Genomic DNA, 24,132 nt, shown 5'->3' with positions numbered 1-24,132 from the left:
AATCGCCATGATTCGGTTCGAGAACGTCACGAAGCGCTACCGCGGAACGTCGAAGCCCGCCCTGTCCGGAGTCGACTTCGAAGTGCAACGCGGGGAGTTCGTCTTCCTCGTCGGCGCTTCGGGATCGGGCAAGTCGTCCTGCCTGAGACTCATCCTGCGGGAGGACGTGCCGACCAGCGGTCGTGTCGCCGTCCTGGGCCGCGATCTTCGCTCCCTGGCGAACCGGAAGGTCCCGTACTTCCGGCGCCACATCGGGTCCGTGTTCCAGGACTTCCGACTCCTGCCGTCCAAGACGGTGCATCAGAACGTCGCCTTCACCCTCCAGGTGACCGGCTCCTCCCGCGGGTTCATCCAGCAGGCCGTACCGGAGGCCCTGGCGCTGGTCGGGCTGGAGGGCAAGGAGAAGCGGATGCCGCACGAGCTCTCCGGCGGTGAGCAGCAGCGGGTCGCGATCGCCCGCGCCCTCGTCAACCGCCCGCAGGTGCTGCTCGCTGACGAGCCGACCGGAAACCTCGACCCCGCGACCTCGGTCGACATCATGCAACTGCTCGCCCGCATCAACGCCGGTGGCACCACCGTGCTCATGGCCACGCACGAGGCGGGTTTCGTCGACCAGATGCGCCGCCGAGTGATCGAGCTGCGCGACGGCGAGATGGTGCGCGACGAGGTGCACGGCGGCTACGGCGACACCTCGAACATCCCGCGCCTCGCACCGGAGGAGGTGCGGGGTGCCGCCGCTGCGGCCGCCCTCACCGCGGTGCAGGAGGTGCAGCGCCAGACCGCCGACCTGTCGGTGGTACGTGCCGCGCTGGCCGAGGAGCTCGACGCGCAACGCCGTGCCGCCGCCCCCGCGACCCCGCCGCAGGAGCGCGAGCCGCAGCTGGTCGAACCGCCCGAGCCACCCCGTCGCGGCGTGGTGGAGCCTCCCGACGACACGGAGCACGCGCCCGCCGCGGAGACGGCTCCCGCAGAGCGCCCGGCGCCGGCTGGCCCGCGCACCCACCCGATCGTGCTGCCCGAGGTCGACGTCGCCGAGCTCGGCGTGGCCGACCGGCTCGGCCTCTCCGACCAGGACGACGAGGAAGTGGGCCCGACCTCATGAGAATCGGCCTGATCCTGACCGAGGCCCTCGTCGGCCTCCGTCGCAACATCTCGATGGTGATCTCCGTCGTGCTCGTGACGTTCGTGTCGCTGACCTTCGTCGGCGCGGCGATCCTGATGCAGTCGCAGATCGGCGTGATGCGCGGCTACTGGTCCGAGCGCGCCCAGGTCGCGGTGTACATGTGCTCCGCGGTCTCGGAGTCCGACACGTGCGTGGACGGCGCAGCGAGCGAGGAGCAGGTGGCCGCGGTTCGCGCGCAGCTGGAGGGCGACGCGCTGGCGCCGCTGATCAGCTCCATGACCTTCGACACCAAGGAGGAGACGTACGCCAAGCTCGTCGAGCAGGTCGGCGAGGAGCAGGCGAGCGTCCTCACGCCGGACCAGGCGTTCGAGGTGTTCTTCGTGACGATGAAGGATCCGGGGCAGTCGCAGGTGCTCGCGGAGGCGTTCAGCGGACAGGCGGGCGTGGAGCAGGTGCAGGATCAGCTCCAGTACCTGGAACCGCTCTTCTCCGCGCTCACGGTCGCGACCTACATCGCCGTCGGGATCGCCGTGCTCATGCTGATCGCGGCCACCCTGCTGATCGGCACCACCATCCGGCTCTCGGCCTACGCGAGACGCAAGGAGATCGGCATCATGCGGCTGGTCGGCGCGTCCAACCGCTTCATCCAGACGCCGTTCGTGCTGGAGGGCGTCTTCGCGGCGTTCCTCGGGTCGGCGCTGGCGTGCGCGGCGGTCGTCGCCGGCGTGCACTTCGGCGTCAACGGCTACCTCCGCGGACGGGTGCCCTTCATCACGACCTGGATCACCATGAACGACGCGTTCCTCGTGGTGCCCGTGCTGGTGGGGATCGGTGTCGTGCTGGCGGCGCTCTCGGCCGGCTTCGCGATCCGCCGCTGGCTGCGCACCTGATACCCTGAAAGGCTGCTCGACCGGATCCTCGGCCGAGCTCGTCACGGCAACAGGAGAGCATCATGCCCAGGGAACGCGGGGAGAAGGTCGTCGCGACCAATCGTCGCGCACGTCACGACTACACCATCGAGAAGTCGTACGAGGCGGGGATGGTGCTGACCGGCACCGAGGTCAAGTCGCTGCGCCAGGGACGTGCCAACCTCAGCGACGGCTACGCGTTCGTGAAAGGCAACGAGGTGTTCCTCGATGCCGTGCACATCCCCGAGTACTCGCAGGGGCACTGGACCAACCACTCGGCCAAGCGGATCCGCAAGCTGCTGCTGCACCGGGAGGAGATCGCCAAGCTCGCGCACGCGGTCTCCGCCGGCGGCTACACGCTGATCCCGCTGAAGCTGTACTTCTCCGACGGCAGGGCCAAGGTCGAGATCGCGCTCGCGAAGGGGAAGCGCGAGTACGACAAGAGGCAGACGCTGCGTGAGCGGCAGGACACGCGCGAGGCCGAGCGGGCGATGCGACTGCGCAACCGCGTCGGCGAGTAGCCCGCGCCGCGTTCCCTCAGCGGCTCGGGGTGAAGCCGAACACGCGGCCGAGGAAGGCGAGCTCCCGCTCCAGCGCGTCCACGATGTTCTCGGCGCTGCGGAAGCCGTGCCCCTCCTCGGGGTACAGCACGTACTCGTGCGCGACGCCGTTCGCGGCGAGGGCGTTGCGGATGGCCTCCGACTGCGACGGCGGCACGACCCGGTCCTCGCCGCCCTGCAGCAGCAGCACCGGGACGTCGATGCGGTCGGCGTGCGTCAGAGGTGACCGCTCGATGTACACGTGCTCGTCCTCGGGCAGCCGCCCGACCAACCCGTCCAGGTACGGCGCCTCGAAGTCGTGCGTCTCCGCGGCGAGCAGGCGCAGATCGGCGACGCCGTAGCGGCTGATGCCCGCGGCGAAGGTGCCGCCGCGCACGAGCGCCGAGAGCACGGTCCAGCCGCCAGCCGAACCGCCGCGGATCGCGATGCGCGCCGGGTCGGCGAGCCCCGCATCCGACAGGCCGCGGGCGGCGGCGACCACGTCGTCGACATCGACCACGCCCCACTGTCCGTCCAGGCGGTCGCGATAGGCACGGCCGTACCCGGTGGAGCCGCCGTAGTTCACGTGGAGCACGCCGATGCCGCGGCTCGTGAAGAACGCGACGGCGGGTGAAGCGGCCCCCGTCACGTGCGCGGTCGGACCCCCGTGCACGAACACGACGTAGGGCGGCAGCTCGCCGGGAGCCGCGGAGTGCTCGGGATTCGCGGGCGGGTAGGCGAACGCGTGCACCGGGCCGTGCGCGCCGTCCACCACGATCGGCTGTGCGCCGGGCAGCCACGCGGGGTCGGACGGGCTCCCGCCCGCCACCGTCTCCACGCGACCCGAGTCCACGTCGACGCACCACACGCCCGGCGTGGTGGCGGAGCCGTCGCCGCTGAGCAGCACGCGCGAGCCCGAGACGTCGTCGACGCTCACGTGTCCGTCGGCGGGAAGGTCCAGTGCGGTACTGCGCGACCCGTCCGCGGCGAGCACGTGCACCTCGTCGCGGCCGTTCGTGCGCGCGGCGACCACCCGGCCGTCGACCAGCGGCTGGAACCAGCGGTTGCCCAGCACCCAGAGGCCGTAGCCGGTGTCGGCGTCGGTGTCGGTCAGGGCGACGGGAGCGGACACGGGCGTCACGCCGTCCACCGTGAGCCGCTGCAGCTGCCAGCGGCCCGAGGCGTCGTCGGCGAACACCAGCGTGGTGTCGTCGAGCCACTCCGGCTGCAGCGCCGCGGACGACGGCACGCGCACGACCTCCCCGTCGGTGAGCGACGCGATCGCGAGCCGCGCCTCGTCCCAGGGCATCGTCCGCTCGCCCCACTCCACCCAGGCCACGCGCGTTCCGTCGGGGGACAGCGCCGGGTGCGCGAAGAACCCCGTGCCCTCCACGACCACCCGGACGGCGGTGTCGTCGGAGGCCGCGGAGCCGTCGAGCGGGATCTCGACGATGCTGCGCCGGTGCGGCTCGGCGCGGAGGTCCTCGCGCACGGCCAGCAGCCGTCCGCCCTGGAGGCGCAGTCCGCCGTAGGACGCGCCGGCTGTCGTGAGCGGCTCCGGCTCGCCTCCCGGGACGAGGCGGTGCACGCGCTGATCCGCTCCGGACACGAAGTACAGCGCGCCGTCGCCGGTCGTCCAGGCCCCGCCGCCGTACTCGTGCACGCGCGACCGTGCGCTCCACGGTGCCGGGAGGATCTCCGCACCGGACGAGCTGCGCACCGTCACCCGCCCCGCCTCCGCCGGCACGGACTCGCCCCACCAGATCTCCGAACCGGCGAACCGGGCGCCGTCGATGCGGGGCGCCGAGGTGGCGACCGCCGTGGCGGTGAACGGGGTGGGCCAGGAACCGAAGGGCGACGACGACATGCTCCGAGCCTAGGCGGGCCGACACACGGCGTCACACACGTGCGGCGCCGCGCGGGGGTGTTCTAGGTTTCTGGAAACGCCCGGTTCGTCCAGGCGTGGAGCGACAGCCGAGCCCGGCACCCGCCCGCGAACGACACCCCTCCCGTGTCGTGCGCGCGCCCCCCGGCCCCCTGTCCCCAGGAGTGAAGATGTCCACCGAGATCGACACCACCGGCACCGTCCGCGTGCCGTTCTCCTTCGAGCTCTATCCTCCGCGGAACGCATCGAGCGAGGAGGCGCTGCACGAGACGGTGCTGCGGCTGGCCGACGCCGGTCCCCGGTTCCTGTCCGTGACCTACGGAGCGGGTGGCTCCACGGGCGGGCGATCCCTCGACGTGCTGCGCTTCATCCGCACGCACACCGACGTCGAACCGCTCGCGCACCTGACGTGCGTCGGCAACACCTACGCGGGGGCCACCGCGCTCATCCGCGAGTTCCTCGATGCAGGCATCCTGAGCTTCCTCGCGCTGCGGGGCGATCCGCCTGCCGGGCAGACCGAGGCATTCCTCGGCGACCTGGAGAGCGCCGCTCAGCTCGTGCAGCTCATCGACCGCGTGCAGGCCGAGCGCGCGCCGTACGAGGAGTCGCCGGTTCCCGGGATCCCGGGGGCGGCCCAGGTCGCACCGCGGCGGAAGGTGAACATCGCTGTCGCCGCGTTCCCGAAGGGACACCCGCGGGCGACGCATCGCACCCAGGACGTCGAGGCGCTGCTGGCGAAGCAGGCCGCCGGGGCGACCTTCGCGATCACACAGCTGTTCTTCCACGCCGACGACTACCTCGCGTTCGTCGAGCGTGCCCGCGCCGCGGGTGTCACGATCCCGATCCTGCCCGGCATCATGCCGATCACCTCGCCCGCCCGGCTCGCCCGCGTGCTGGAGCTCACGGGCGAGGAGCTGCCAGGCGAACTCTCGATCGCCCTCGACGTGGAGCCGACCGCCGAGGGTCGTCGCGAGATCGGCATCGCCTGGGCTGCGCGCCTGGCCGAGCAGGTCGTGGCCGGCGGAGCGCCCGGCGTGCACCTGTACGCCTTCAACCAGCACGAGACCGTCCTGACCGTCCTCGCGGAAGCCGGCATCCTCCCGGCTCTGCGCCGTTAGACCCCGCCGAAAGGAAACACCATGACCGCATTCCCCGAGGGCACCATCCTCGGCTACCCCCGCATCGGCCGTCGCCGCGAGCTCAAGAAGGCCGTCGAGTCGTTCTGGGCCGGACGCATCGACGAGCAAGAGCTGGAGCGCACCGCCGCCGACTTGCGCGCCGCGACCCGTGACCGTCTCGCGGCGCTCGGGCTCGGCCGTGACGACTCGGCCATCCCGGAGTCCTTCTCCTACTACGACCAGGTGCTCGATGCCGCCGTGACGGTCGGCGCGATCCCGGCGCGCTTCGAGGACCTGCGCTCCGCAGACGGCACGATCGGTCTGCCCGCATACTTCACGATCGCGCGCGGCGAAGGGGAGCGGGCACCGCTGGAGATGACGAAGTGGTTCGACTCGAACTACCACTACCTCGTGCCGGAGATCGGCCCCGAGACGGTGTTCTCCCTGTCCAGCGACCGTCTTGTGCGCGAGGTCGCGGAGGCCGTCGAGGCGGGCTACGTGACCCGGCCGGTCGTGGTCGGGCCGGTGACGCTGCTGGCGCTCGCGAAGGCGTCGGACGATGCGCCGGAGGGCTTCGACCCGCTCTCGCGCCTGGACGACCTGCTCCCGGTCTACGCCGACCTGCTCGCGCGACTCCGCGCCGCCGGTGCGACCTGGGTGCAGCTCGACGAGCCGGCACTCGTGAGCGAGTCGCTTCCGGCCGACACCGCCGCCCTTACCGCCGCGGCGGAGCGCGCCCTCGCCGTGCTCGGCGGCGCGGAGGACCGTCCGGCCATCCTGGTGGCCGCGCCCTATGCGGCGCTCGACGCCGTGTTCCCCGTCCTGGCGGCGGCGCCCATCGAGGCGATCGCGGTCGACCTCGTCCGCGGCGGTGTGCCGTCCGCGGCCGACGGCCTCGCGGACAAGACGCTCGTGGGCGGCGTGATCGACGGGCACAACATCTGGCGCGGCGACCTCGCGGCCGCATTCCGCACGCTCGAGCAGCTGCGCGAGCTCGGTGCCGCTACCGTGGCCGCCTCCACGTCGACCTCGCTGCTGCACGTGCCGCACGACGTCGAGGACGAGACGTCGCTCGACCCGCGGCTGGTGTCCTGGCTCGCGTTCGCCGACCAGAAGGTGCAGCAGGTGGGCGTGCTGGCGCGCGGTCTGTCGCAGGGCGCCGACGCGATCGCCGCAGACCTCGACGAGGCCACCGCGGCGCTGCGCGACCGTCTGGACGCGCCCGGTGTGCGCGACGGCGCGGTGCGGGAGCGGACCCTGGTGGACGCGGACTTCTCTCGCGTTCCCTACGAGGAGCGCGAGAGCGCGCAGGAGGCGCTGGGCCTTCCGGTGCTTCCCCTCACCACCATCGGCTCGTTCCCGCAGACGGGCGACATCCGTCGCGCGCGGGCACGGTTCACGCGCGGAGAGATCCCTCGGGACGACTACGACGACTTCCTGCGCCGGGAGATCGCCGCGGTCGTGTCGCTGCAGGAGGACCTCGGTCTCGACGTGCTGGTGCACGGCGAACCGGAGCGCAACGACATGGTGCAGTACTTCGCGGAGAACCTGGACGGCTTCGCGGTGACGGAGCACGGCTGGGTGCAGTCGTACGGCTCCCGCGCCACGCGTCCGTCGATCCTGTGGGGTGACGTCTCGCGTCCGGCGCCGATCACGGTCGGCTGGTCGAGCTACGCGCAGTCGCTCACGGCGAAGCACCTCAAGGGCATGCTCACGGGGCCCGTGACGATCCTGGCGTGGTCGTTCGTGCGCGACGACCAGCCGCTGGGGGAGACCGCGAACCAGGTCGCCCTGGCGCTGCGCGAGGAGATCGCCGATCTGGAGGCCGCGGGCATCGCGGTGATCCAGGTCGATGAGCCGGCTTTGCGCGAGCTGCTGCCGCTGAAGAAGGCCGACCAGCCGGCGTACCTGGACTGGTCGGTGGCGTCGTTCCGCCTGGCGACCGGTGGTGCCGCGCCGGGCACGCAGGTGCACACGCACCTGTGTTACTCGGAGTTCGGTGTCGTGATCGATGCGATCCGCGCGCTCGATGCGGACGTGACCTCGATCGAGGCCGCCCGGAGCCGGATGGAGGTCGTGGCCGACATCGCCGAGGCCGGCTTCGACCACGGCATCGGCCCCGGCGTGTACGACATCCACTCGCCGCGCGTTCCCGCGGTCGAGGAGGTCGAGTCGCTGCTGCGCCGGGCCGTGGAGGAGATCCCCACGCGCCAGCTCTGGGTCAACCCCGACTGCGGCCTGAAGACCCGCGGTTACGAGGAGACGACGGCGTCGCTGCGCAACATCGTCGAGGCGACGCGCCGCGTCCGCGCGGAGGTCGGCGCCACGGTCTGATCCGTCGACGCGAAGGCCCTCCCCGGATGATCGGGGAGGGCCTTCGTCGTTCGGAGGTCAGACGGCGCGCAGCACCGCGACGACCTTGCCGAGCACGACGGCTTCGTCGCCGAGGATCGGCTCGAACGCCGAGTTCCGCGGCAGCAGCCAGGTGTGCCCGTCGCGGCGGCGGAGCACCTTGACCGTGGCCTCGCCGTCGAGCATGGCTGCGACGATCTCCCCGTTCTCCGCGTCGTGCTGGGAACGGACGACGACCCAGTCGCCGTCGCAGATGGCGGCATCGATCATCGACTCGCCGGAGACCTTGAGCATGAACAGGTCGCCCTTGCCCACGAGCTGCCGGGGGAGCGGGAAGATCTCCTCGACCTGCTGATCCGCGGTGATCGGCACGCCAGCGGCGATCCGGCCCACCAGGGGCACGAGCGCGGCATCACCGACGGGCGTCGTGACGTCAGCGGGATTCTCGGCGCCGGAGCCGCTACCCGGGAGGTCGATCAGCACCTCCATGGCCCGGGTCTTCCCCGGGTCGCGTCGCAGGTAGCCGCTCAGCTCGAGCTGACCGAGCTGGTGCGTGACGCTGGAGAGCGACTTGAGACCGACGGCGTCCCCGATCTCGCGCATGCTCGGCGGATAGCCGTTCTGCGCGATCGACGACTGGATGACCTCGAGGATCGCCATCTGCTTGGGGCTGAGGCTCTTGCGACGGCGGGTCCGCGGCGCCTCCGACTCGGGGGCTGTGGTCTCGCTCATGATGCTCCTTCAGTGCGTGAGATCCGACGTCGCTCTTCGAATGTCGGTGGCCCGTGGTGGGGTGTCCCTGTCGAAACCGTATCCGAGAATCGCTCCGATCTGGAAGATCTGTTCGAGCGTGTCGGGCGATCCGCGGACAGGGTTTCGAAGACAGCTTGACAGATGTTCGAACTCGAAGATATCTTCGGAACGTAGCTTCGCATCCTCGCCTCCCGGCCGAGACGCGGATGCGAACGCTACGCCAACTTCCCCGGGCCCACGGCGCCGGGACAGCTAAGGAGCAGACATGAGCACCATCAGCCTCAGCACCGCGACCGCGATCTCCGCTTCGGCCCGTCCGGCCACGCGGCTGCGGCTCACGGCGCGCGGTCGCCGTGTGCTGCTCGCGGTGGCGTCGGTTCCTCTTGCGGTCGGCATCGCCTTCGCGGCGATCAGCGGGGGTAGCGCCATCGCCTCGGGTGCCGACAAGCCGGCCGCCGCGGTCGAGACCATCACGGTCATGCCCGGTGACACCCTGTGGTCGATCGCCGGCTCCATCGCTCCCGACGCGGATCCGCGTGACGTGATCGGCGACATCAGCCGCATGAACCTGCTGCGCGGCGGCGAGATCCAGATCGGTCAGGAGCTGGCGATCCCGGCGCAGTACGCGGGCTGACGCATGGCCTTCGGTGGTGCCTGCTCCTCTTAACATGGATAGGGTGACCCTCTCCCTCAACGATCTCCCTCTGCGCGACGATCTGCGCGGACTCACTCCGTACGGAGCGCCGCAGGCACCGCTCCCGATCGCCCTGAACGTCAACGAGAACACGCATCCGGTTCCGGACCAGGTCGCGAGCGACATCCTCGACGACATCGCCGTGGCGATCCGCGACGTCAACCGCTACCCCGACCGTGAGTTCACGACCCTGCGGGAGGCGTTCGCGGAGTACCTCGGCCACGGACTCACGGCCGAGCAGATCTGGGCGGGCAACGGCTCCAACGAAGTTCTCCAGCACATCCTGCAGGCGTTCGGCGGTCCGGGGCGCACGGCGTTCGGCTTCGCTCCCACCTATTCGATGTATCCGCTGATCGCGAAGGGAACAGGAGCGGCCTGGGTCGCCGGCACTCGACAGCCCGACTACACGATCACCCCCGACGAGGCCGCCGAGCAGGTGCGTGCGGCCGACCCTGACGTGGTGATCCTGTGCTCCCCGAACAACCCCACGGGCACGCCGCTGGGGCTCGATGTCGTGGAGGCGGTGTACGACGCGGCGCGCGGTGTGGTGATCGTCGACGAGGCGTACCAGGAGTTCGCCCCGCACGACGCCCCCTCGGCCCTCACGCTCCTCGACGGGCGACCGCGGCTCGCGATCTCCCGCACCATGAGCAAGGCGTTCGCGTTTGCGGGTGCGCGCGTCGGCTACCTCGCTGCCGACCCGGCGTTCATCGACGCGCTGCGACTGGTGCGCCTGCCGTACCACCTCAGTGCGCTCACGCAGGCCGCGGCCGTCGCTGCCCTGCGCAACTCCGACCTCATGCTCGGCATGGTCGAGGAGATCGTCGAGCAGCGCGACCGGATCACGGCAACCCTCGAGGCGCTGGGGTACACGCCGCACGAGTCGTGGTCCAACTTCGTGCTGTTCGGCGGAGTGGCCGACCCGAAGGCCACGTGGCAGCAGTTGTACGACCGCGGAGTGCTCGTCCGCGACGTCGGCATCCCCGGGCACCTGCGCGTCAGCGCGGGCACGGAGGCCGAGACCACCGCGTTCCTCGACGCCCTGGCCTCGATAGGATCGGCATCATGAGCGCCCCCGCCGCCCCCGCCCGCACCGCGCGTCGCGTGCGCAGCACCTCGGAGTCGACCGTCGAGCTGGAGCTGAACCTCGACGGCACGGGGGTGAGCCGCATCGACACGTCGGTGCCGTTCTTCGACCACATGCTCACGGCGTTCGCGAAGCACTCGCTCACAGACCTCACCGTGCGCGCGTCGGGTGACACCCACATCGACGCGCACCACACCGTGGAAGACGTCTCGATCGTGCTCGGTCAGGCGATCCTCGAAGCGCTGGGCGACAAGGCGGGCATCTCGCGCTACGGCGACGCGCTCGTGCCGCTCGACGAGGCGCTGGCGCAGGCCGTGGTCGACATCTCGGGCCGTCCCTATCTCGTGCACACGGGGGAGCCGGCCGGGTTCGAGCAGCACCTCATCGGCGGCCACTTCACCGGCTCGCTCGTGCGGCACTCGTTCGAGGCGATCGCGTTCAACGCGGCCCTCACGGTGCACGTGCGTGTGCTCGGGGGTCGCGACCCGCACCACATCGCCGAGGCCGAGTACAAGGCGTTCGCTCGGGCGTTCCGCCAGGCGAAGGCGCTCGACCCGCTCGTCGACGGCATCCCCTCCACCAAGGGGGCGCTGTGAGCGCGGCGCCGCGCGTCGCGGTCTTCGACTACGAGTCGGGCAACGTGCACTCCGCGGTCAAGGCGCTGGTCGCCGCGGGTGCGGACGCGGTGCTCACGCGCGACCGCACGGAGGCGCTCGAGGCGGACGGGTTCGTCGTGCCCGGCGTCGGGGCCTTCCAGGCCGTGCGCGATGCGCTCCAGGCGCACGGGGGCGATGAGATCATCGGGCGCCGCCTCGCTGGCGGCCGCCCGGTGCTCGGCATCTGCGTCGGTATGCAGGTGCTGTTCGAGCGCGGCGTCGAGCGTGGGCACGACACGGCGGGACTGGGGGAGTGGCCCGGTGCGGTGACCGAGCTCAACGCGCCCGTGCTGCCCCACATGGGGTGGAACACGGTCGACCCCGGTGAGGACACGGTGCTGTTCCGCGGCATCGAGCAGGAGCGCTTCTACTTCGTGCATTCCTACGCGGCGCAGTCGTGGGAGTTGGACGTGATTCCGCCGTTCCCTCAGCCGGTGCTGACATGGGCCACGTATGGCGACCCGTTCCTCGCGGCGGTCGAGAACGGCCCGCTGTCGGCCACGCAGTTCCACCCGGAGAAGTCGGGTGAGGCGGGCATTCAGCTGCTGCGCAACTGGGTCACCAGCCTCTGAGGCGCGGTCGAGACCGCGGCGTGCTCGCGGTCCAGGCTCGCGGCGTGCGCTCGCGCCGCGGCGTCGCGGTCTCTCGGGACTGCGGTGTCAGAGTCCGCGCGCGACGGAGGCGGCGGCGGACAGCCAGGCGCGCTGGGTCTTCCCCGCGAGGGCGTCGTAGCGCAAGGGCCCGTCCACCATCTCCCGGTCGTACGGGATGGTGCGCACCTCCCGACTGAGAGAGCGGTAGCCCGAGGCGACGGTGGCGATCTCGGTCGGCGTCGCCCGGGGATCGGCCTGGGAGACGACGATGACGGACTGCTCCACCAGGTGCGCCGAACGCTCGTCGCGCTCCGCGAGGGCTTCGAGCAACAGCGCCCCCGCTTCGGCGTGATCCCCGCGTGTGGTCGTGGCGACCACGAGCTGATCCGTGTGGTCGATCATCCGCCGCCAGAGGGGATCGGACTCGTCGTTGCCGGAGTCGACGATGATCAGTCGGTAGAACCGGGCGGCGACCGTCTGCAGCACGTCGATCTCGGCGGGGCCCAGGCGATCGTCATGCGCGAGGCGCGGCGGCTGCGAGCGGAGCACATCGAAGCGGTCCCGCGGCTGATGGTGGACGTAGTCGGCGAGGTCGGCCGCCTTGGCATCGGGGCTGATCAGGCGGGTGCTGTCGGCGAGCATCTCCCGCACGGTGCGGTCGTGCGCCGCCGACTCGGTCCGCCAGCCGAGGGTCCCGCGTGTTTGATGGTTGTCCCACGCGAGCACCCCGGCCCCGCCGAAGCGGGCGAACACCGCGGCCAGGAAGACCGTCGTCGGCGTCTTCCCGGCACCGCCCTTGCCGTTGACGATGGCGATCGTGCGTGGTCCCGCCCACTGTCGGCTCACGGCGGCCTCGTCGCAGCGGAAGGCCCGCTCGATCGCACCCGGCCGGAGGTCCATGCCGACCCGGTTGAGCGCTCCGCGGAACCCCATGCGCGCGGGTTCGGCCGGCGTGTCCTCGGTGAGGAAGGACGGCCGTGGTGCGGTTTCGCTCCGCGGTCGACGGGTGCGAGTCCGCGCGCCCTTCTCATGCTCCGTCTCCGGCGGCGCGGGTGTCGCCGCGGGGGCGGTGCCGGACACGGCCGACCGGGGGCGCGGGACGGTGGCCTCCCGGTCTGCGCGCACGCGCCGGTGCTCGGGTGATCGGTCGACCGTCTCTCGCGCTGACATCCGTAGCATGTTACCCGACGGAATGTCAGCGGACGCGGTGCGGAGGCCGCCCCGTCACGCATTTGGGCGGGCGCCGACGCTCGCGGTAGCCTCGTGTGTCGCGCCCGCTCGGGCCGCAGCGTCACCCGAATCAAGGACCTCATGAACGACTTCGCGCAGTCTCCTTCGCTCACGCTCCTTCCCGCCGTGGACGTCGCCGGCGGCAAGGCCGTCCGACTGACCCAGGGCGAGGCCGGTACCGAGACGAGCTACGGCGACCCGCTCGACGCGGCAGGGGAGTGGGTGGCTCAGGGTGCCTCCTGGATCCACCTGGTCGACCTGGACGCGGCGTTCGGTCGCGGGAGCAACACCTCGATCCTGCGCAAGGTCATCAAGCAGTTCCGCGGCGTGAACGTGGAGCTCTCCGGGGGCATCCGCGACGACGCGAGCCTGGAGGCGGCGCTCGAGAGCGGCGCCTCGCGCATCAACCTCGGTACCGCCGCGCTGGAGAACCCCGAATGGGCGGCAGACGTGATCAGCCGCTTCGGGGAGGCGATCGCGGTCGGCCTCGACGTGCGCGGCACCACCCTCGCCGCCCGCGGATGGACCAAGGAGGGCGGTGACCTCTGGGAGGTGCTCGACCGCCTGGAGGACGCCGGCTGCAGCCGCTACGTGGTCACCGATGTGACGAAGGACGGCACGCTGCGCGGTCCGAACCTGGAGCTGCTTCGCGAGGTCACATCGCGCACCCCGAAGCCCGTCGTGGCATCCGGTGGCATCTCGAGCCTCGACGACATCGCCGCGCTGCGGGAGCTCGTGCCGCTGGGCGTCGAGGGGGCCATCGTCGGCAAGGCGCTGTACGCCGGGGCCTTCACACTGGCTGAGGCGCTGGATGTCGCGGGAGACTGACCCCCACGGCCACGGCGCTGAGGCGCACAACCGCGCCGACTCCGCGGGCGTCCCGTGGGAGGGGCGCAGCTTTGAGTCGAACCCGCACGCGGCCGACGACGGCTCCGCAGACCCGGCTCTGCTCGACGCCCTGCAGCGCTTCCGCGCGGGAAAGGGCTCGCAGGCGGAGGTCGTGGATGCCTTCCGCGCCGCCCGCGTGCTGATCCCCCTGATCGCGGAGAAGGGGGAGGAGGGCGTCGCGCCGAACGGGCTCACGGTCGACAAGACGCAGGAGCTGTCGATCGTCACGGTCGCAGCCCCCGACGGTCGACGCGTGCAGCCGGTGTTCTCGTCGGTCGAGGCGATGCAGCGGTGGGATCCGACGGCGCGGCCGATCCCGGTCGAGGCGGTCCGAGCCGCGTTGGCCGCCTCCGCGGAGGACACCGACCTGATCGTGCTGGACCCCACGTCGGACACCGAGTTCGTGATCCGTCGGCCGGCCGTGTGGGCGGTCGCGCAGGGGCACGCGTGGGAGCCGAGCTTCCACTCTCCCGAGGTCTTCACGGCCCTGCAGGAGAGCGTCGCGCACGAGCTGGCCGTGATCGACGTGGCGGTGGCGCCCGGCGACCCGGATGCGCGTCTGCGCGGGCCTGAGCTGATCGTGGTGCTGGAACTCGTCGACGGACTGGAGCGTGACGTGCTCGACGCTGTGCTCGCGCGTCTGGCTCAGCGCTGGGCGGCCGACGACCGCATCGCCGTGCTGGCGGACTCGCTCACCGTGAAGCTCCGCCGCAGCTCCTGACCGGGGGCGGGCCGCGGTCAGGTGACCGGGCCGGTCCACTTCTCGCCGGGACCCTTGCCGATCGGATCGGGGATGGTCGAGGCCTCGCGGAACGCGAGCTGGAGCGAGCGCAGGCCGTCGCGCAGCGACCGCGCGTGCATGTCGCTGATCTCGGGCGCCCCGGCGGTGATGAGTCCGGCGAGGGCGTTGATGAGCTTGCGGGCCTCGTCGAGGTCGAGCTGCTCGGCCGCGTCGGGGTCGTCGGCGAGGCCGAGCTTGACGGCGGCGGCGCTCATCAGGTGGACGGCTGCGGTCGTGATGACCTCGACGGCCGGGACGTCCGCGATGTCGCGAACGGCGGACGAGGCCGCCTCCTCCTGTCGTGCCCAGCGCTCTTCGCGCTCGCGTGCCGCCTCGTCGGGTGCCTGGTTCGTCACTTCGCCTTGCCTTCTGTTAGACTTTGGCGGGCTCCGGAGCGTCATGCTCCGGAACGAAAGAGGATTCACTTCCCACCCGCGCTTGCCGTTCCAGGCTACCGGGTCTTGCACTCCGCCGGTTCCGCTCGTCACGAGAGAACCGGTAGACAGGGTGCGAAGCCGGCGTCTGAGTGCCGGCGGGTGGGGGACGAGTCCGATTTCGCCCGGGATGCATCCGCATCGCGGTGGCCGAATCACATCGTCTAAGGAGCTCCGCATCAGCGATCCCCGCACCAATGAGCGCATCCGAGTCCCCGAGGTCCGCCTCGTCGGCCCCTCGGGTGAGCAGATCGGCGTTGTCCGCATCGAGGCAGCGCTGCGTCTCGCACAGGAAGCCGATCTCGACCTCGTTGAGGTCGCCCCGAACTCGAAGCCGCCCGTGGTCAAGATCATGGACTACGGCAAGTTCAAGTACGAGGCCGCCCAGAAGGAGAAGGAAGCGCGTCGTAATCAGGCGAACACGATCCTCAAGGAAGTCCGCTTCCGTCTGAAGATCGAGGCGCACGACTACACGACCAAGCTCAAGCGCGCTGAGGGCTTCCTCAAGGCCGGCGACAAGGTCAAGGCGATGATCCTCTTCCGTGGTCGCGAGCAGTCGCGTCCGGAGCAGGGTGTGCGTCTGCTGCGCAAGTTCGCAGAAGACGTCGCCGAGTTCGGCACGGTCGAGTCGAACCCGACGATCGACGGCCGCAACATGGTCATGGTGGTCGCGCCGATCAAGAGCAAGTCCGAGGCGAAGCAGGAGCAGAACGCGGTTCGCGACGCGCAGCGCGCGGCGAACAAGCAGGCCGCTCGCGACGCCAAGAGCGACTCGGCCGCCCCGGCCGCGCCCGCCGCGGAGTGACGTCCGCCCCAGAACTCCCGCAACGCGGGTAGACACCGTCGCCTGACAAGGCGCCATCACGAAGGAAGAGAAGATGCCGAAGCAGAAGACCCACTCGGGTGCTAAGAAGCGCTTCAAGATCACCGGCAGCGGAAAGCTGAAGAAGCAGCAGGCGAACATGCGCCACAACCTCGAGCACAAGTCGAGCCGTCGCACCCGTCGTCTGAACCAGGACCAGGTGCTGTCGAAGGCTGACACCAAGGTCGCGAACAAGCTTCTCGGTCGCTGACGCGCCGAACGCACGATAGGAACATAGGAAAATGGCAAGAGTCAAGCGGGCAGTCAACGCCCACAAGAAGCGTCGGGTCATCCTCGAGCGCGCCTCCGGCTACCGCGGTCAGCGTTCGCGCCTCTACCGGAAGGCCAAGGAGCAGGTCATCCACTCCCTGGTCTACTCGTACCGGGACCGTCGCAAGCGCAAGGGTGACTTCCGTCGCCTCTGGATCCAGCGCATCAACGCCGCCGCGCGTCAGAACGGCATGACGTACAACCGCTTCATCCAGGGCCTCGGCCTCGCGGGTGTCACGGTCGACCGTCGCATGCTCGCCGACCTCGCGGTCAACGACGCGGCCACGTTCACGACGCTGGTCGAGACGGCGAAGAAGGCTCTGCCCTCCGACGTCAACGCGCCGAAGTCGGCTGCGTAAGCATCTCGCTCCGAACGGGCGCCTTCCTCCGGGAGGGCGCCCGTTCCGCGTTTCCGGGCACCGCCGTCGCTCTAGACTGTGATCGTGCTGGAGAACCCTCGTTCCCCCCGAGTCCGTGCCGTCGCCAAGCTGACCAAGCGCAGCGCGCGTACCGAGACCGGGCTGTTCCTGCTGGAAGGACCGCAGTCGGTCCGCGAGGCCCTGACCTATCGTCCCGAGGCGATCGTCGAGCTGTTCGCCACCCCCGGGGGCTGGGAGCGGCATCCCGACATCCGGGCGAAGGCGGCCGACGCCGACGTGCGCGTGGAGTACGTCACGGAGGACGTGCTGCATGCGATGGCCGACACCGTGACGCCCCAGGGGCTCGTGTCCGTCGTGCGGCAGACGCCGACCTCCGTGCGAGACATCTTCGACGCCGCCCCGCGCCTCGTCGCGATCTGCGAGGAGGTGCGTGATCCGGGCAACCTGGGCACCATCATCCGGGCCGCCGATGCCGCGGGTGCGGACGCGGTGGTCTTGACGGGCCGCACCGTCGACCCCTACAACCCGAAGGTCGTGCGGGCGACGACGGGCTCCCTGTTCCACCTGCCCGTGTCTGTCGGTGGTGAACTGCCCGACGTGATCGACCGTGCACACGCCGCGGGTCTGCGCATCCTGGCCGCCGACGTGAAGGGCGACGATCTGCTCGCGGCTCGCGCGGAAGGCGTGCTGGCCGAGCCTACGGCGTGGCTCTTCGGCAACGAGGCGCGCGGCCTGGACGACGACGCGCTGGAGCTGGCGGACCGGGTGCTGCGCCTGCCGATCTTCGGTCGTGCGGAATCGCTCAACCTGGCGACGGCAGCGAGCGTGTGCCTGTACGAGAGCGCATTCGCGCAGCGGGCCGCACCGGCGGGCTGAGCGAGCGGGGAAGAGCGGGGAAGCGGGGGGCGATGAGGATTCTGATCGTCGAGGACGACGAACGGGTCGCGGCGGCACTGGAGGCGTTCCTCGCGCGCTCCGGGTATGCGACGGTTCGCGCGGCCGACGGTGCGCAGGCGCTCGAGCTCGTGGACGCGGACACCGAGGTCGTGCTGCTCGACCTCGGGCTGCCCGACGTGGACGGCATCGATCTGTGCCGGCGCATCCGCGGGCGCTCCGATGTGCCGATCGTGATCGTGACCGCCCGCAATCAGGTGGCGGAGCGCATCAAGGGCCTGCGTGCGGGCGCCGACGACTTCGTGGTGAAGCCGTACGACGTGCATGAGCTGCTGGCGCGGATCGAGGCCGTCACGCGGCGTTCCCGTCCGCTGCGCACGGAGGCCGATACGCGGGTGCTGCTGCACGACGGGAGTGTGCGCATCGACCTCGTGGGGCGCGAGGTGCTCGTCGACGGGAGCCCGGTCGGACTGACCCGCAAGGAGTTCGACATCGTGGGCGTGCTGGCGCGCTACCCCGGCGTGGCCGTGCCGAAGGAGCGCCTGATCCGCGAGGTCTGGAACACCGACTGGCGCGGGTTCGGGCACTCGCTGGAGGTGCACGTCGCGGCGATCCGGCGGAAGACGGGCGACCGCGGCTTCATCGAGACCGTGCGCGGCGTCGGCTACCGGCTCGCGGAGTCCTGAGCCGTGCGTCGTCGCCTGATCGTGGTGTTCCTGGTGCCGCTGGTCGCGGTGCTGGTGTCACTCGGCAGCGTGGCGGCCTGGAGCGCATCGCGCAGCGTGCAGCAGGCGTTCTACACCGAGCAGCTGGGCGATCTGGGCTACTTCGTCACGAGCGCACGGCAGGCCCTGCGTTCGGGCAGTCCCGCGGTGATCGACGCGGAGGTGCGGCGGTTCCAGGAGGTGTACGGCATCGAGGTGACGGTGTTCGATCTCACCGGGAGCGCCTGGGCGGCGGGCGGCCACGGCGACGCGGTGCTGTCGGAGGAGGATGCCGAGCGCGTCCGGCTCGCGCTCTCCGGTCGCCGCGCGGAGCAGCCGGGCGCGGCGCTCCCGTGGGCACTGCCGGATGCGGCGCTCGCGGAGCCCGTGTTCGACGACGGTGACGTGATCGGCGCCGTGCTGGTCGCGGGCGACGTCGACGGGCCGCGCACGGCGATCCTGCAGCAGACGCTGCTCCTCGGCGCGGTCGTGGTGGTGCTGAGCGGGCTCGGCGTGCTTCTCGTGGCGGGGCTCGCGCGCTGGGTGCTGTCACCCGTGCGCCGGCTGGACGAGGCGATGGTGGCGATCGAGCGAGGCGAGATGGACGCCAGGGTCGCGGAGGACACGGGCCCGCCGGAGCTGCGGCGCATGACCAGGGTGTTCAACGGCATGGCGGACGAGATCGAGCGTGTGATGACGCGGCAGCAGGAGTTCGCGTTGAACGCCTCGCACGAGCTGCGCAATCCGCTGAACGCGCTGCTGCTGCGGGTCGAGCACCTCGCGACGGGGCTCGGCCGGGAGTGGGACGACGACGTGGAGGAGACGCGCGAGGAGGGGCGGCGGATGAGCCGCATCCTGGAGACGCTGCTCGGCCTCGCCCGCGGCGGCCGCACCGACTCGACCCTGTCGGCCGTGGACCTCGCGACCGTGGCGTCGCGGCGGCTCGAGGCCTGGCGCGACGTGGCGGAGCACCGGGGGATGAGTCTGCGCCGCACGGGCGAGGAGTCCGTGATCACGATCACCGACCGCACGATCGTGGAGGCCGCCCTCGACGCGGCGATCGACAACGCCGTCAAGTACTCGCCCGCGGGCGGGGTGATCGAGATCGGGGCGCAGCGCCACGCCGACGGTTGCCACCTGACGGTACGCGATCACGGCGCGGGTCTCAGCCGAGAGGACGCGGAATCCGCGACCGACCGGTTCTGGCGCAGCCCCGACAGCGGAGACCAGCCGGGTACCGGCCTGGGGCTGGCGATCGCGACGGACCTGCTGACGACGGTCGGCGGAGAGCTGCGCGTGAGCTCGGCGGACGGCGGCGGGCTGCTGGTCGCGCTGGTGCTGCCCGAGGAGGGTGGCGCATGAGCCGGGTGCGCCGGATCGTGGCCGGAGTGCTCGTGCTCGGAGTGGCGCTCGCGTTCGCGGCGTGCACGTCGCGGGCGAGCGAGTGGACCGGCGAGCGGTACGCGATCGCGAGCGGGGGCTCGACCGGCGTGTACTTCGCGTACGGCACCGCGGTGGCGGAGGCGGTGTCGCAGGCCAGGGCGGTCGACGTGGTGGCGGAGCAGACGGCCGGGTCGGTCGACAACCTGCTGCGGGTGAGCGCGGGCGAGGCGCTGCTGGGATTCGCGCAGGGCGACGCCGCGGCGGACGCCGTCGCCGGGACGGGCGCGTTCACCGAGCCGCAGGACGTGACGGCGGTCGCGCGGCTCTACGACGAGTATCTGCAGGTGGTCGTGCGCGGTGACTCCCCGGTGGACGACCTCGCCGACCTCGCGGGGATGACGGTGTCGCTCGGGGCGGAGAACTCGGGTGTGAACGTGATCGCGGGTCGCGTGCTGGCCGCCGCCGGCGTGGAGGCCGCGTCGATCCGGGATCCCCAGCTCGGCCTCGGCGCGTCGATCGCGGCGATGGAGCAGGGGGAGATCGACGGGTTCTTCTGGGTGGGCGGACTGCCGACCCCGGGCATCGCGGAACTCGCGGACACGGAGGCGGTGCGACTGCTGCCGATCGAGCAGGAGTGGGTGAACGAGGTCAACGACCGCTACTCGCACGCATACCGCCCGGCGGACGTGCCGGCGGGGACGTACGGGCTCGCGGCGGCGGTCACCACGCTCGCCGTGCCGAACTACCTGGTGACGGCGGGCTCGACTCCGCCCGCGGTCGTGCGGGATGTGCTGGCGACCCTGTTCGACGACCGGACGACCCTGGCGCAGCAGGTGCCCGCGGCGGCACTGCTCGACAGGCGCTCGGCGATCTTCACGGGGCCGGTGCCGTTGCACCCGGGCGCGGAGGAGTACTACCGCGACCTGCGCGACTGATCCGGCCGGCTCACGCCGTGGCTCAAGAAATCCTCAAGAAGTCTGACAGCCCGCCGGCTGCTCTGCCATCGTGAGGGCGATCGCACACGATCGGAGACCTGCTGCCCGCTGTCGCTGGGAGCGTGGCGGCAGGGCGATCCCGCGGCCCGAGGGGGCGGGCCGTGGGGCGACCCTGCAAGGAAGCATTGTCGCCGCGATCAGGTGATTACGAACGTGTAAACCTCACCGCGGTGCCTGGAACCATGCGCAACGCGTGGCTAGTTTGGAGAAATGATGACCTCTGAAGCCCCCCTCGTCGTCGTGGAGAACGTCCAGAAGCACTACGGCGAGTTCCAGGCCCTGAGCGACATCGATCTCACGGTGAACACCGGTGAGGTCGTGGTCGTGATCGGCCCCTCCGRCTCGGGCAAGTCGACCCTGTGCCGCACGATCAACCGCCTGGAGACGATCACGAGCGGCTCGATCCGCATCGACGGCAAGGAACTCCCGGCGGAGGGCAAGGCGCTCGCGCATCTGCGGGCCGACGTCGGCATGGTGTTCCAGTCGTTCAACCTGTTCGCCCACCTCACGATCCTGGAGAACGTGACGCTCGGGCCGATCAAGGTCCGTGGTCTGAAGAAGTCCGATGCCGAGGCCGAGGCGATGACGCTGCTGAAGCGCGTGGGCGTCGCGCAGCAGGCGAACAAGCTGCCAGCGCAGCTCTCGGGCGGACAGCAGCAGCGCGTCGCGATCGCGCGAGCCCTCGCGATGCAGCCCAAGGTGATGCTGTTCGACGAGCCGACCAGCGCGCTCGACCCCGAGATGATCAACGAGGTCCTCGACGTCATGGTCGAGCTGGCGCAGGACGGCATGACGATGATCGTCGTGACCCACGAGATGGGCTTCGCCCGCAAGGCCGCCGATCGCGTCGTGTTCATGGCCGACGGCCGCATCGTGGAGGAGGCGAAGCCGGAGGAGTTCTTCACGAACCCGAAGAGCGACCGCGCCAAGGACTTCCTCTCGAAGCTCCTCACCCACTGACCCCACCAGACCCTGCACCCACAGCACACGAAGGAGACGCACATGCGACGCACACGGACACTGGCAGGCATCGGGATCGCGGCGGCGGCGCTGCTCGCCCTGACCGCCTGCAACAGCGGCACCCCGTCCAGCACCGGAGCGCCCGAGGGCGGCGACGAGGAGACGTCCAGCGGCACGCCGTGGACCATCCTGGAGGACGTCAGCATCGACGGCAGCCCCACGTTCGACCGCATCTCGTCGTCGGGCACCGTCAAGGTCGGCGTCAAGGAGGACCAGCCCGGTCTCGGCTACCTCGACCCGGTCACCGGTGACCGCACCGGCTTCGACGTGGACATCGCCCGCTGGATGGCGGCGTCGCTCGGCGTCGACCCGGAGAAGATCGAGTTCCAGGCGATCGCCTCGGCCAACCGCGAGCAGGCCATCGTCAACGGCGACATCGACTACTACGTCGGCACGTACTCCATCACCGACAAGCGCAAGGAGCAGATCTCCTTCGCCGGCCCGTACTTCGTCACCGGTCAGGGCCTCCTGGTCGGCGCCGACAGCGACATCGAGAGCGTCGACGACCTGAGCTCCTCGACCACGGTGTGCTCGGCCACGGGCTCGACCCCGATCCAGAACATCAAGACGAACTACCCGGATGTCCCGACGAAGGAGTACGACACGTACTCCAAGTGCGTCGAGGACCTGAAGAACGGTCAGGTCGACGCGGTCACGACCGACGAGGCGATCCTCATCGGCTACGCGGCACAGGACCCCGACAACCTGAAGGTCGTCGGCAAGCCCTTCAGCGAGGAGCGCTACGGCATCGGCGTGGCCAAGGGCGACGACGCGCTCGTGGAGTACTTCAACACGCAGCTGACCGACGGTGGCGACATCTGGCAGCAGATCTTCGACAACAACCTCGGCGCCTCCGGTGTGAAGGCGGAGCAGCCCGAGGTCGACCCGGTCGGTTGATCGCCGCGGGGCGGGCGGCACGGCCGCCCGCCCCGCTCAGTCCTATCGTCTGACGCAGAAATGAACCGAAAGGCACGGCAGTGGGAGTGATCTCAGACCACCTCGATCTCTGGGGTGAAGCGCTGTGGGGGACCATCGCGCTGTTCCTCGGCGGTGGGCTCATCGCGGTGGTGCTCGGCCTCATCGTGGGTGCGGCCAGGGTGTCGCCGGTCCCGATCGCCCGCGCCGTGGGCGGCGTGTACGTGAACTGGATCCGCAACACCCCGCTCACGCTGGTGATGTTCTTCTTCGCGTTCTGCCTTCCGATCCTGCTGGGGGAGCGCGTCAATGCGCTGCTCCTGGCGGTGATCGCCCTCGGCATCTACACCGCCACCTACGTCGCGGAGGCGATCCGGGCGGGCATCAACACGGTCCCGGTCGGCCAGGCCGAGGCCGCACGGGCCATCGGGCTGAACTTCGGCCAGGTCATGCGCTACGTCGTGCTCCCGCAGGCGACGCGGTCGGTGGTCCCTCCGCTCATGAGCGTGCTGATCGCCCTCATGAAGAACACCACCGTGGCCGCCGGGTTCTCGGTGGTCAACCTGGGCACGATCCGGGCCGCCCTGAGCGAGCGCGGCGAGAACGCGCTGGTCGTTCTGCTGTGGGTCATGGTCATCTTCGTCGTGCTCGTGCTGCTGCTCAGCTGGGTGCAGCGCGTGCTCGAGAACAAGTGGAGGATCGCGCGATGAGTTCCGTCCTGTTCGACGTCCCCGGGCCCCGCGCGGTCGCCCGCAACCGCATCATCGGCGCCGTGACGGTGCTGGTCGTGCTGGCCATCCTCGGCTGGGTCGTCTGGCGGCTGTACGCCACCGGCCAGTTCTCGCCGGAGAAGTGGAACATCTTCACCTACTCCGCGGTCTGGGTGCGCTTCGGCGAGGGCCTGCTGAGCACCCTGGCGGCCTTCGCGGTCGCGGGCGTCGGCTCGCTCGTGCTCGGGTTCATCCTCGGCATCGGCCGCCTCTCGGACCACGCCTGGGTGCGCGAGCCCGTGCGGTGGATCATCGAGATCCTGCGGGCCGTGCCGGTCCTGATCCTGATGATGCTGCTGTACTACGGCCTGCCGGTGCTCGGGGTGAAGATGCCCCCGTACTGGGCGGTGGTCATCGCGCTGATCGTCTACAACGGGTCGGTGCTGGCGGAGGTGCTGCGCGCGGGGATCGAGTCGCTGCCGCGCGGCCAGCAGGAGGCCGGGTATGCGATCGGCCTGCGCAAGTCCGGCGTGATGTCCCTCATCCTGCTCCCGCAGGCCGTGCGGGCCATGATGCCGGTGATCATCGCGCAGCTCGTCGTGGCGCTGAAGGACACCGCGCTCGGCTTCATCATCACGTACCAGGAGCTGCTGTACGTCATCAACCAGATCGGCAACCAGGCACCCTACGGTTCGCCGCTGATCCCGGCGGCGATCGTCGGCGGGTCGATGTACGTCGCGGTCTGCCTCGTGCTCTCCTACATCGCCTACCGCCTGCAGCGTCGGGCGAAGCGCTCGCCCAAGGCCGGTCCTGCGGAGCCGGATCCGCGCCAGCACGGTGGCGAGACCGACACGTCGCTGATCGTGGCGCAGCGGGGGCTGGGCAAGCACGACGGCACCAACGCCGCGGGCCCGAGTCTCTAGGCTCTCCCGGCGCGGGGCGTGCGTCCCGCGCCGGT

The 24,132-nt window shown here is 70.6% G+C and carries 26 protein-coding genes; 22 read left to right on the top strand and 4 right to left on the bottom strand.

The features are described 5' to 3' along the window. Positions 1 to 7 precede the first annotated feature (7 nt). From ftsE to smpB, 3 genes are all read left to right on the top strand, one after another. Positions 8 to 1,102, top strand: a complete 1,095-nt coding sequence (gene ftsE, locus KE274_RS14675) for a cell division ATP-binding protein FtsE (RefSeq protein ID WP_211545065.1) — start codon at positions 8 to 10, stop codon at positions 1,100 to 1,102. After that, positions 1,099 to 2,013, top strand: a complete 915-nt coding sequence (gene ftsX / locus KE274_RS14670; protein WP_211545063.1) for a permease-like cell division protein FtsX — start codon at positions 1,099 to 1,101, stop codon at positions 2,011 to 2,013. Before ftsE ends, ftsX begins: the two co-directional genes overlap by 4 nt. A gap of 62 nt (positions 2,014 to 2,075) precedes the next feature. Then, positions 2,076 to 2,552 (top strand): SsrA-binding protein SmpB, encoded by a 477-nt coding sequence (gene smpB / locus KE274_RS14665; RefSeq protein WP_211545061.1) that lies wholly within the window; start codon positions 2,076 to 2,078, stop codon positions 2,550 to 2,552. A gap of 16 nt (positions 2,553 to 2,568) precedes the next feature. Here smpB and KE274_RS14660 read toward each other — a convergent pair whose 3' ends face one another. Beyond that, a complete protein-coding gene (locus KE274_RS14660; RefSeq protein ID WP_211545059.1) occupies positions 2,569 to 4,437 on the bottom strand; it encodes a S9 family peptidase in 1,869 nt (622 codons plus the stop codon). Between the two features lie 188 nt (positions 4,438 to 4,625). On the opposite strand from KE274_RS14660, the gene KE274_RS14655 reads away from it, so the two are divergent. Together KE274_RS14655 and metE are read left to right on the top strand one after the other, a co-directional pair. Beyond that, complete coding sequence (locus KE274_RS14655; RefSeq protein ID WP_211545057.1) at positions 4,626 to 5,573, top strand: methylenetetrahydrofolate reductase; 948 nt, start codon at positions 4,626 to 4,628, stop codon at positions 5,571 to 5,573. Positions 5,574 to 5,594: 21 nt separating this feature from the next. After that, positions 5,595 to 7,907, top strand: a complete 2,313-nt coding sequence (gene metE, locus KE274_RS14650; RefSeq protein WP_211545055.1) for a 5-methyltetrahydropteroyltriglutamate--homocysteine S-methyltransferase — start codon at positions 5,595 to 5,597, stop codon at positions 7,905 to 7,907. 57 nt (positions 7,908 to 7,964) lie between these two features. On the opposite strand, the gene lexA is transcribed toward metE, so the two are convergent. Next, the gene (gene lexA, locus KE274_RS14645) at positions 7,965 to 8,657 is read right to left on the bottom strand and encodes a transcriptional repressor LexA (RefSeq protein WP_211545054.1); all 693 of its coding nucleotides are present in this window, start codon (positions 8,655 to 8,657) and stop codon (positions 7,965 to 7,967) included. A 286-nt stretch (positions 8,658 to 8,943) separates the two neighbouring features. Between lexA and KE274_RS14640 the strand changes: the two genes are divergently transcribed. From KE274_RS14640 to hisH, 4 genes are read left to right on the top strand one after another with little or no spacing between them, the layout of a single operon-like run. Further along, positions 8,944 to 9,312 carry a LysM peptidoglycan-binding domain-containing protein gene (locus KE274_RS14640; protein ID WP_211545053.1) on the top strand — a complete coding sequence of 123 codons (369 nt, stop codon included), beginning with the start codon at positions 8,944 to 8,946 and terminating at the stop codon, positions 9,310 to 9,312. Between the two features lie 34 nt (positions 9,313 to 9,346). Then, positions 9,347 to 10,441 (top strand): histidinol-phosphate transaminase, encoded by a 1,095-nt coding sequence (locus KE274_RS14635; RefSeq protein ID WP_211545052.1) that lies wholly within the window; start codon positions 9,347 to 9,349, stop codon positions 10,439 to 10,441. Continuing rightward, complete coding sequence (gene hisB, locus KE274_RS14630; RefSeq protein WP_211545051.1) at positions 10,438 to 11,055, top strand: imidazoleglycerol-phosphate dehydratase HisB; 618 nt, start codon at positions 10,438 to 10,440, stop codon at positions 11,053 to 11,055. The genes KE274_RS14635 and hisB overlap by 4 nt, the downstream gene beginning before the upstream one ends. Continuing rightward, a complete protein-coding gene (hisH, locus tag KE274_RS14625) occupies positions 11,052 to 11,687 on the top strand; it encodes an imidazole glycerol phosphate synthase subunit HisH (RefSeq protein WP_211545050.1) in 636 nt (211 codons plus the stop codon). The genes hisB and hisH overlap by 4 nt, the downstream gene beginning before the upstream one ends. 87 nt (positions 11,688 to 11,774) lie before the next feature. Here the strand turns inward: hisH and KE274_RS14620 are convergent, their stop codons facing one another. Beyond that, a complete protein-coding gene (locus KE274_RS14620) occupies positions 11,775 to 12,641 on the bottom strand; it encodes a MinD/ParA family ATP-binding protein (RefSeq protein WP_249186490.1) in 867 nt (288 codons plus the stop codon). Positions 12,642 to 13,019: 378 nt separating this feature from the next. Between KE274_RS14620 and priA the strand changes: the two genes are divergently transcribed. Both priA and KE274_RS14610 read left to right on the top strand, forming a co-directional pair. After that, entirely contained in the window at positions 13,020 to 13,766 is a 747-nt protein-coding gene (gene priA, locus KE274_RS14615; protein ID WP_211545048.1) for a bifunctional 1-(5-phosphoribosyl)-5-((5-phosphoribosylamino)methylideneamino)imidazole-4-carboxamide isomerase/phosphoribosylanthranilate isomerase PriA, read from the top strand. Further along, positions 13,750 to 14,547 (top strand): SseB family protein, encoded by a 798-nt coding sequence (locus KE274_RS14610; RefSeq protein WP_211545047.1) that lies wholly within the window; start codon positions 13,750 to 13,752, stop codon positions 14,545 to 14,547. Before priA ends, KE274_RS14610 begins: the two co-directional genes overlap by 17 nt. Before the next feature lie 17 nt (positions 14,548 to 14,564). Here the strand turns inward: KE274_RS14610 and KE274_RS14605 are convergent, their stop codons facing one another. Next, positions 14,565 to 14,963: a DUF1844 domain-containing protein gene (locus tag KE274_RS14605; protein ID WP_211545045.1), complete on the bottom strand. Its 399-nt coding sequence runs from the start codon at positions 14,961 to 14,963 to the stop codon at positions 14,565 to 14,567. Positions 14,964 to 15,171: 208 nt separating this feature from the next. On the opposite strand from KE274_RS14605, the gene infC reads away from it, so the two are divergent. From infC to KE274_RS14550, 11 genes are all read left to right on the top strand, one after another. Beyond that, positions 15,172 to 15,846, top strand: coding sequence for a translation initiation factor IF-3 (gene infC, locus KE274_RS14600; RefSeq protein ID WP_211545043.1), 675 nt, complete (start codon positions 15,172 to 15,174; stop codon positions 15,844 to 15,846). A gap of 73 nt (positions 15,847 to 15,919) precedes the next feature. Next, positions 15,920 to 16,114 (top strand): 50S ribosomal protein L35, encoded by a 195-nt coding sequence (gene rpmI, locus KE274_RS14595; protein ID WP_136034285.1) that lies wholly within the window; start codon positions 15,920 to 15,922, stop codon positions 16,112 to 16,114. Between the two features lie 31 nt (positions 16,115 to 16,145). After that, on the top strand, positions 16,146 to 16,532 hold the full coding sequence (gene rplT / locus KE274_RS14590) for a 50S ribosomal protein L20 (RefSeq protein WP_017202428.1): 387 nt from the start codon (positions 16,146 to 16,148) through the stop codon (positions 16,530 to 16,532). 84 nt (positions 16,533 to 16,616) lie between these two features. Further along, complete coding sequence (locus tag KE274_RS14585) at positions 16,617 to 17,429, top strand: TrmH family RNA methyltransferase (RefSeq protein ID WP_211545041.1); 813 nt, start codon at positions 16,617 to 16,619, stop codon at positions 17,427 to 17,429. A 32-nt stretch (positions 17,430 to 17,461) separates the two neighbouring features. Continuing rightward, entirely contained in the window at positions 17,462 to 18,133 is a 672-nt protein-coding gene (locus KE274_RS14580) for a response regulator transcription factor (protein ID WP_211545039.1), read from the top strand. 3 nt (positions 18,134 to 18,136) lie between these two features. Then, a complete protein-coding gene (locus tag KE274_RS14575) occupies positions 18,137 to 19,513 on the top strand; it encodes a sensor histidine kinase (RefSeq protein ID WP_211545036.1) in 1,377 nt (458 codons plus the stop codon). After that, the gene (locus KE274_RS14570) at positions 19,510 to 20,469 is read left to right on the top strand and encodes a TAXI family TRAP transporter solute-binding subunit (protein ID WP_249186488.1); all 960 of its coding nucleotides are present in this window, start codon (positions 19,510 to 19,512) and stop codon (positions 20,467 to 20,469) included. Before KE274_RS14575 ends, KE274_RS14570 begins: the two co-directional genes overlap by 4 nt. Positions 20,470 to 20,742: 273 nt before the next feature. After that, on the top strand, positions 20,743 to 21,489 hold the full coding sequence (locus tag KE274_RS14565) for an amino acid ABC transporter ATP-binding protein (RefSeq protein ID WP_211545034.1): 747 nt from the start codon (positions 20,743 to 20,745) through the stop codon (positions 21,487 to 21,489). A 42-nt stretch (positions 21,490 to 21,531) separates the two neighbouring features. Then, entirely contained in the window at positions 21,532 to 22,446 is a 915-nt protein-coding gene (locus KE274_RS14560; RefSeq protein ID WP_211545032.1) for a glutamate ABC transporter substrate-binding protein, read from the top strand. An 80-nt stretch (positions 22,447 to 22,526) separates the two neighbouring features. Then, positions 22,527 to 23,174 (top strand): amino acid ABC transporter permease, encoded by a 648-nt coding sequence (locus KE274_RS14555; RefSeq protein WP_211545031.1) that lies wholly within the window; start codon positions 22,527 to 22,529, stop codon positions 23,172 to 23,174. Next, complete coding sequence (locus tag KE274_RS14550) at positions 23,171 to 24,097, top strand: amino acid ABC transporter permease (RefSeq protein WP_211545030.1); 927 nt, start codon at positions 23,171 to 23,173, stop codon at positions 24,095 to 24,097. The genes KE274_RS14555 and KE274_RS14550 overlap by 4 nt, the downstream gene beginning before the upstream one ends. Positions 24,098 to 24,132: the final 35 nt, after the last annotated feature.

Origin of the sequence: Microbacterium paraoxydans (genome assembly GCF_018224615.1) — a bacterium.
GTDB classification, from domain to species: domain Bacteria; phylum Actinomycetota; class Actinomycetes; order Actinomycetales; family Microbacteriaceae; genus Microbacterium; species Microbacterium paraoxydans_B.
The sequence above is the reverse complement of the archived record's forward strand: the minus strand, read 5'-3'. Positions and strand labels throughout refer to the sequence as shown.

Excerpts from the sequence above, each read along its gene's own strand:
- ftsE (WP_211545065.1), top strand. The coding sequence starts at position 8 with ATGATTCGGTTCGAGAACGTCACGAAGCGCTACCGCGGAACGTCGAAG.
- ftsX (WP_211545063.1), top strand. The coding sequence starts at position 1,099 with ATGAGAATCGGCCTGATCCTGACCGAGGCCCTCGTCGGCCTCCGTCGC.
- smpB (WP_211545061.1), top strand. The coding sequence starts at position 2,076 with ATGCCCAGGGAACGCGGGGAGAAGGTCGTCGCGACCAATCGTCGCGCA.
- KE274_RS14660 (WP_211545059.1), bottom strand. The coding sequence starts at position 4,437 with ATGTCGTCGTCGCCCTTCGGTTCCTGGCCCACCCCGTTCACCGCCACG.
- KE274_RS14655 (WP_211545057.1), top strand. The coding sequence starts at position 4,626 with ATGTCCACCGAGATCGACACCACCGGCACCGTCCGCGTGCCGTTCTCC.
- metE (WP_211545055.1), top strand. The coding sequence starts at position 5,595 with ATGACCGCATTCCCCGAGGGCACCATCCTCGGCTACCCCCGCATCGGC.
- lexA (WP_211545054.1), bottom strand. The coding sequence starts at position 8,657 with ATGAGCGAGACCACAGCCCCCGAGTCGGAGGCGCCGCGGACCCGCCGT.
- KE274_RS14640 (WP_211545053.1), top strand. The coding sequence starts at position 8,944 with ATGAGCACCATCAGCCTCAGCACCGCGACCGCGATCTCCGCTTCGGCC.
- KE274_RS14635 (WP_211545052.1), top strand. The coding sequence starts at position 9,347 with ATGGATAGGGTGACCCTCTCCCTCAACGATCTCCCTCTGCGCGACGAT.
- hisB (WP_211545051.1), top strand. The coding sequence starts at position 10,438 with ATGAGCGCCCCCGCCGCCCCCGCCCGCACCGCGCGTCGCGTGCGCAGC.
- KE274_RS14620 (WP_249186490.1), bottom strand. The coding sequence starts at position 12,641 with ATGGGGTTCCGCGGAGCGCTCAACCGGGTCGGCATGGACCTCCGGCCG.
- priA (WP_211545048.1), top strand. The coding sequence starts at position 13,020 with ATGAACGACTTCGCGCAGTCTCCTTCGCTCACGCTCCTTCCCGCCGTG.
- KE274_RS14610 (WP_211545047.1), top strand. The coding sequence starts at position 13,750 with ATGTCGCGGGAGACTGACCCCCACGGCCACGGCGCTGAGGCGCACAAC.
- infC (WP_211545043.1), top strand. The coding sequence starts at position 15,172 with ATGCATCCGCATCGCGGTGGCCGAATCACATCGTCTAAGGAGCTCCGC.
- rpmI (WP_136034285.1), top strand. The coding sequence starts at position 15,920 with ATGCCGAAGCAGAAGACCCACTCGGGTGCTAAGAAGCGCTTCAAGATC.
- rplT (WP_017202428.1), top strand. The coding sequence starts at position 16,146 with ATGGCAAGAGTCAAGCGGGCAGTCAACGCCCACAAGAAGCGTCGGGTC.
- KE274_RS14580 (WP_211545039.1), top strand. The coding sequence starts at position 17,462 with ATGAGGATTCTGATCGTCGAGGACGACGAACGGGTCGCGGCGGCACTG.
- KE274_RS14570 (WP_249186488.1), top strand. The coding sequence starts at position 19,510 with ATGAGCCGGGTGCGCCGGATCGTGGCCGGAGTGCTCGTGCTCGGAGTG.
- KE274_RS14560 (WP_211545032.1), top strand. The coding sequence starts at position 21,532 with ATGCGACGCACACGGACACTGGCAGGCATCGGGATCGCGGCGGCGGCG.
- KE274_RS14550 (WP_211545030.1), top strand. The coding sequence starts at position 23,171 with ATGAGTTCCGTCCTGTTCGACGTCCCCGGGCCCCGCGCGGTCGCCCGC.